The organism is Streptomyces sp. NPDC002130 (assembly GCF_040296465.1).
Lineage (GTDB): Bacteria > Actinomycetota > Actinomycetes > Streptomycetales > Streptomycetaceae > Streptomyces.
Map to the genome: position 1 here is coordinate 1 of NZ_JBEOXI010000424.1, position 4,266 is coordinate 4,266.

The following is a 4,266-nucleotide window of genomic DNA, read 5'->3' on the forward strand; positions in this document are numbered from 1 at the left end:
GGAGACCAACACCTTCGGGGCGAATTTCGCGGCTCTGGGCGAGTACGACATCGCGGAACGGGTCTTCGAGCTGTCCGAGGCCGGCGCCCGGATCGCCCGTGAGGTGGCCGACGAGTTCACCGTGTCGAGCGGGCGGCAGCGCTGGGTGCTGGGGTCGATGGGCCCCGGCACGAAGCTTCCGACTCTGGGCCATGCCCCGTACGTGACGTTGCGCGACGCCTACCAGCAGAACGCCGAGGGCATGATCGCCGGTGGTGCGGACGCTTTGCTGGTGGAGACGACGCAGGATCTGCTGCAGACCAAGGCAGCGGTCCTGGGGGCCCGGCGCGCGCTGGAGGCAACGGGTGCCGACCTGCCGGTGATCTGCTCGGTGACGGTGGAGACGACCGGCACCATGCTGCTCGGCTCCGAGATCGGGGCGGCGCTGACCGCGCTGGAGCCCCTGGGCATCGACATGATCGGCCTGAACTGTGCGACCGGCCCGGCCGAGATGAGCGAGCATCTGCGCTATCTGGCCCGGCACTCGAGGGTACCGCTGGCGTGCATGCCCAACGCCGGCCTGCCGGTGCTCGGCAAGGACGGCGCCCACTATCCGCTCACCCCCGCCGAGCTCGCCGATGCGCAGGAGACGTTCGTCGGCGAGTACGGGCTGTCGCTGGTGGGTGGCTGCTGCGGTACGACACCCGAGCATCTGGGTCAGGTGGTCGAGCGGGTGCGAGGGATGGTTCCGGCCGAGCGGGAGCCACGGCCGGAGCCGGGTGCGGCGTCGCTGTATCAGACGGTGCCCTTTCGGCAGGACACCTCCTACATGGCGATCGGTGAGCGCACCAACGCCAACGGATCGAAGAAGTTCCGCGAGGCCATGCTCGAGGGCCGCTGGGACGACTGCGTGGAGTCGGCCCGCGAGCAGATCCGTGAGGGCGCGCACATGCTGGATCTGTGCGTGGACTACGTGGGCCGGGACGGTGTGGCCGACATGGCGGAGCTGGCCGGGCGTTTCGCCACTGCCTCGACGCTGCCGATCGTGCTGGACTCCACCGAAGTGGAGGTGATCCGGGCCGGGTTGGAGAAGCTCGGAGGACGCGCGGTCATCAACTCGGTGAACTACGAGGACGGTGACGGACCCGAGTCGCGTTTTGCGCAGGTCACGCAACTGGCCAGGGAGCACGGCGCCGCGCTGATCGCCCTGACCATCGACGAGGAGGGCCAGGCCCGCACCGTCGAGGACAAGGTGGCCATCGCGGAGCGGATCATCGCTGATCTGACCGGCACCTGGGGGATCCGTGAATCGGACATCCTCATCGACACCCTGACCTTCACCATCTGCACCGGTCAGGAGGAGTCCCGCAAGGACGGCGTCCACACCATCGAGGCGATCAGGGAGCTGAAGCGTCGCCATCCGCAGGTGCAGACCACGCTCGGCCTGTCGAACATCTCCTTCGGTCTGAACCCTGCCGCCCGGATCCTGCTCAACTCCGTCTTCCTGGACGAGTGTGTCAAGGCAGGCCTGGACACCGCGATCGTGCACGCCTCGAAGATTCTGCCGATCGCCCGTTTCGACGAGGAACAGATCAACACCGCGCTGGACCTGATCTACGACCGGCGTGGCGGCGACTACGACCCGCTGCAGAAGCTGATGGCGCTGTTCGAAGGGGCCACCGCCACGTCGCTGAAGGCGGGAAAGGCCGAGGAACTGGCCGCGTTGCCGCTGGATGAACGGCTCCGGCGGCGCATCGTCGACGGCGAGAAGAACGGCCTGGAGGCCGACCTGGATGAGGCCCTCCTGGCCACGCCCGCCCTGGACATCGTCAACAACACCCTCCTCGAGGGCATGAAGGTCGTCGGGGAGCTGTTCGGGTCGGGACAGATGCAGCTGCCGTTCGTGCTGCAGTCCGCCGAGGTGATGAAGTCCGCCGTCGCGTATCTCGAACCGCACATGGAGAAGTCCGACGCCGAGGGCAAGGGCACCATCGTGCTGGCCACGGTCCGCGGCGACGTCCATGACATCGGCAAGAACCTGGTCGACATCATCCTGTCCAACAACGGCTACCACGTGATCAACCTGGGCATCAAGCAGCCCGTCTCGGCCATCCTGGACGCCGCCCGGGAGCACCGCGCGGACGTGATCGGCATGTCCGGGCTGCTGGTGAAGTCCACGGTGATCATGAAGGAGAACCTGGAGGAGCTCAACCAGCGCAAGATGGCCGCCGACTTCCCGGTCATCCTCGGCGGCGCCGCCCTGACCCGTGCCTACGTGGAACAGGACTTGCACGAGATCTACGACGGCGAGGTCCGCTACGCCCGGGACGCCTTCGAGGGGCTGCGCCTGATGGACGCGCTGATCGCCGTCAAGCGTGGTGTGCCCGGTGCCGGCCTGCCCGAACTCAAGCAGCGCCGCGTGCCGACGAAGGCGACCGCGCGGGTCCTGCAGGCCGACGAGGCGCGGGGCCCGGTGCGCTCGGACGTGGCCGTGGACAACCCGGTGCCCACCCCGCCGTTCTTCGGCACCCGTGTCGTCAAGGGCATCCAGCTCAAGGAGTACGCGGCCTGGCTGGACGAGGGCGCCCTGTTCAAGGGTCAGTGGGGCCTGAAGCAGAACCGCACCGGCGAGGGGCCCACCTATGAGGAGCTCGTCGAGACCGAGGGGCGCCCGCGCCTGCGCGGCTGGCTGGACGAACTGCAGACCAGGAACCTCCTCGAGGCCGCCGTGGTCTACGGATACTTTCCGTGTGTGTCCAAGGGCGACGACCTGATCCTGCTGGACGAGCAGGGCACGGAACGGACCCGCTTCACCTTCCCCCGCCAGCGGCGCGGCCGCCGGCTGTGCCTGGCCGACTTCTTCCGCCCCGAGGAGTCCGGCGAGACGGACGTGGTGGGCCTGCAGGTCGTCACAGTCGGCTCGAAGATCGGCGCCGCCACGGCCGGGCTCTTCGAGTCCCATTCCTACCGTGACTACCTCGAACTGCACGGCCTGTCCGTACAACTGGCCGAAGCCCTGGCCGAGTACTGGCACGCCCGGGTGCGCGGCGAACTCGGCTTCGCCGGCGAGGACCCCGCCGTCATGGAGGACATGTTCGCTCTGCGCTACCGCGGCGCGCGCTTCTCCCTCGGTTACGGCGCCTGCCCCGACCTGGAGGACCGCGCGAAGATCGCCTACCTGCTGGAGCCGGAACGGATCGGCGTCCAGCTCTCCGAGGAGTTCCAGCTCCACCCCGAACAGTCCACCGACGCCATCGTCGTCCACCACCCCGAAGCGACGTACTTCAACACGGGAGTCCGCGCATGACGACGTTCTCCTTCGAGTTCTTCCCGCCCAAGACCGACAACGGCACCCGCGCTCTGTGGGACGCGATCCGCCGGGTCGAGGCCCTGCGCCCGGACTTCGTGTCCGTGACCTACGGTGCCGGCGGTTCGTCCCGCGAGCGTACCGTCGAAGTCACCCGCCGCATCGCCGCCGAGACCACCCTCCGCCCGGTCGCCCACCTGACCGCCGTGGGCCACTCGGCGGCCGAACTGCGGCGCATCATCGGCCAGTACGCCGACGCCGGCATCCGCGACGTCCTGGCGCTGCGAGGTGACCCGCCCGGCAACCCGAACGCCCCCTGGGTCCCCCACCCGCAGGGTCTGACGCACGCCGTCGAGCTGGTGGAACTCGTGCGCTCGCTGGGCGAGTTCACCATCGGGGTGGCCGCCTTCCCGGAGCGCCACCCGCGCTCGCCCGACTGGGATTCCGAGATCAGGCACTTCGTGGCCAAGTGCCGCTCGGGCGCCGACTACGCGATCACGCAGATGTTCTTCGATGTCGAGGACTACCTGCGGCTGCGGGACCGGGTGACGGCCGCGGGCTGTGACACCCCGATCATCCCGGAGATCATGCCCGCCACCGACGTACGCCAGATCCGCCGCTTCGCCGAACTGTCCGGAGCGGCATTCCCCGAGCACCTCGCCCACCGTCTGGAAGCCGCCCGCGACCGCCCGGCCGACGGTCACGCCATCGGGGTCGAACACGCCACCGCCATGGCCCGACGTCTGCTCGCCGAAGGGGCCCCGGGACTGCACTACATCACCCTCAACAAGTCCACCGCCACGCTCGAGATCCACCGCAACGTCCTGGGCTCGGCAGCGGACGCCGTACCGAACGCAAGGAGCACACGTGTCCTCGTCCACGACTGACGCAGCGAACTTCAAGGTCGCCGACCTCTCCCTGGCCGAGTTCGGCCGCAAGGAGATCACCCTCGCCGAGCACGAGATGCCGGGCCTGATGGC

The 4,266-nt window shown here is 68.7% G+C and carries 3 protein-coding genes; all 3 read left to right on the forward strand.

Features of this window, described 5'->3' with window-relative positions; genetic code table 11:
• Positions 1-3,286: methionine synthase (gene metH, locus ABT116_RS40130; protein ID WP_351644924.1), on the forward strand; the 3,286-nt coding region annotated here is incomplete at its 5' end.
• Complete coding sequence (metF, locus tag ABT116_RS40135; RefSeq protein ID WP_351644927.1) at positions 3,283-4,173, forward strand: methylenetetrahydrofolate reductase [NAD(P)H]; 891 nt, start codon at positions 3,283-3,285, stop codon at positions 4,171-4,173. The genes metH and metF, both read left to right, overlap by 4 nt.
• On the forward strand, positions 4,154-4,266 hold a 113-nt coding region (locus ABT116_RS40140; RefSeq protein WP_351644931.1), incomplete at its 3' end, for an adenosylhomocysteinase. The genes metF and ABT116_RS40140, both read left to right, overlap by 20 nt.

Bases quoted from the DNA above. Each gene is read 5' to 3' on its own strand.
- metF (WP_351644927.1), top strand. From the start codon at position 3,283: ATGACGACGTTCTCCTTCGAGTTCTTCCCGCCCAAGACCGACAACGGC.